This window comes from Pseudomonas sp. P1_C12, assembly GCF_056406435.1.
The window spans coordinates 1-2,463 of record NZ_JBFUAE010000043.1 but is presented as its reverse complement, the minus strand read 5'-3'; the positions used below and the strand labels follow the sequence as shown (position 1 = coordinate 2,463).

Annotated in this window: 1 protein-coding gene; it reads left to right on the top strand. The window is 65.4% G+C overall.

Translation table 11 applies throughout. From position 1 onward, the window contains the following. Positions 1–2,463 (top strand): beta strand repeat-containing protein (locus AC1D19_RS30220; RefSeq protein ID WP_477765557.1); only part of this gene is annotated, 2,463 nt, incomplete at both ends.

The following is a 2,463-nucleotide window of genomic DNA, read 5'->3' as shown; positions in this document are numbered from 1 at the left end:
GCAACGACGCGCCGGTGCTCAGCTTCGCGACCGGCAACGATGTTGGCACCGTGCAGGAAGACACCACGCTCAGCGTCAGCGGCCAGTTCAGCTCGGCCGACATCGATCACGATGCCACGGCGACCTGGACCATCAATGGCGCGTCCACCGGCACCTACGGTTCGATCGCCGTGGACACCACCGGCCAGTGGACCTACACCCTGGCCAATGGCAGCGACGGAGTTGCCAGTGCGGTGCAGTCGCTGAAGGCGGGCGAGAGCCATGATGACGTGTTTACGGTGCAAGTCAGCGACGGCCTGGGCGGCGTCGACACCCAACTGGTGACCGTCACCATTACCGGCAGCAACGACGCGCCGGTGCTCAGCTTCGCGACCGGCAACGATGTTGGCACCGTGCAGGAAGACACCACGCTCAGCGTCAGCGGCCAGTTCAGCTCGGCCGACATCGATCACGATGCCACGGCGACCTGGACCATCAATGGCGCGTCCACCGGCACCTACGGTTCGATCGCCGTGGACACCACCGGCCAGTGGACCTACACCCTGGCCAATGGCACCGATGGCGTTGCCAGTGCGGCGCAGTCGCTGAAGGCGGGCGAGAGTCACAACGAAGTGTTCAGCGTGCAAGTCAGCGACGGCCTCGGCGGCGTCGACACCCAACTGGTGACCGTCACCATTACCGGCAGCAACGACGCGCCCGTGCTCAGCTTCCTGACGGGCAACGAGGCGGGCGCGGTGCAGGAAGACACCACGCTCAGCGTGAACGGCCAGTTCAGTTCGGCCGACATCGATCACGATGCCACCGCCACTTGGAGTATTGCCGGGCCAAATACCGGCACCTTTGGCTCGATCGCCGTGGACAGCAGCGGCCAGTGGACCTACACCCTGGCCAATGGCACCGATGGTGTCGCCAGTGCGGTGCAGTCGCTGAAGGCGGGCGAGAGTCATGATGAGGTGTTTACGGTGCAGGTCAGCGACGGCCTCGGCGGCGTCGACACCCAACTGGTGACCGTCACCATTACCGGCAGCAACGACGCGCCCGTGCTCAGTTTCGCGACGGGCAATGCGGCCGGCGCGGTGCAGGAAGACACCACCCTCAGTGTCAGCGGCCAGTTCAGCTCGACCGACATCGATCACGATGCCACGGCAACCTGGACCATCAATGGCGCGTCCACCGGCACCTACGGCGCAATCGCCGTGGACAGCAGCGGCCAGTGGACCTACACCCTGGCCAATGGCAGCGACGGAGTTGCCAGTGCGGTGCAGTCGCTGAAGGCGGGCGAGAGTCATGATGAGGTGTTTACGGTGCAAGTCAGCGACGGCCTGGGCGGCGTCGACACCCAACTGGTGACCGTCACCATTACCGGCACCAACGACGCGCCGACGGTGACGGCGGCAGAAGTCGAAAGCGGGGCGGTAGCCGAAGACGGTACCCCGCTGGCCAGCGGCAGCTTCGCCTTCGGCGACGTGGACCTGGCCGATGACGCCCATGTGGCCAGCGTGAGCGCGCCAGCCAATGCGCTGGGTACGCTGGTGGCCACCGTCAGCGACGAGAGCACCGGCGACGCGGTGGGCAGCGTGGGCTGGACCTATACGCTGAACAACAGCGCGGCGCAGTACCTGGCCGCGGGCCAGACCAAGACCGAAGTGTTCACGGTGACGCTGACCGACGACGTCGGGGCGACAGTGACCAAGGACGTGACGATCACCATTACCGGCAGCAACGACGCGCCGGTGCTCAGTTTCGCGACCGGCAACGAGGTCGGCACGGTGCAGGAAGACACCACCCTCAGCGTCAGCGGCCAGTTCAGCTCGACCGACATCGATCACGATGCCACCGCCACTTGGAGTATTGCCGGGCCAAATACCGGCACCTTTGGCTCGATCGCCGTGGACAGCAGCGGCCAGTGGACCTACACCCTGGCTAACGGCAGCGATGGGGTTGCCAGTGCAGTGCAGGCGCTGAAGGCGGGAGAAAGTCACAACGAAGTGTTCAGCGTGCAGGTCAGCGACGGCCTGGGCGGCGTGGACACCCAGATGGTGACCGTCACCATTACCGGCAGCAACGATGCGCCCGTGCTCAGCTTCGCGACCGGCAACGATGTTGGCGCGGTGCAGGAAGACACCACGCTCAGCGTCAATGGCCAGTTCAGCTCGGCCGACATCGATCACGACGCCACGGCGACCTGGAGCATTGCGGGTACAGATACGGGCACCTACGGTTCGATCGCCGTCGATAACAGCGGCCAGTGGACGTACACCCTGGCCAACGGCACCGATGGGGTTGCCAGTGCGGTGCAGGCGCTGAAGGCGGGCGAGAGCCATGATGACGTGTTCACGGTGCAAGTCAGCGACGGCTTGGGTGGCGTCGACACCCAGCTGGTGACCGTCACCGTCACCGGCAGCAACGACGCGCCGGTGCTCAGTTTCGTGACAGGCAATGAGGCGGGCGCGGTGCAGGAAA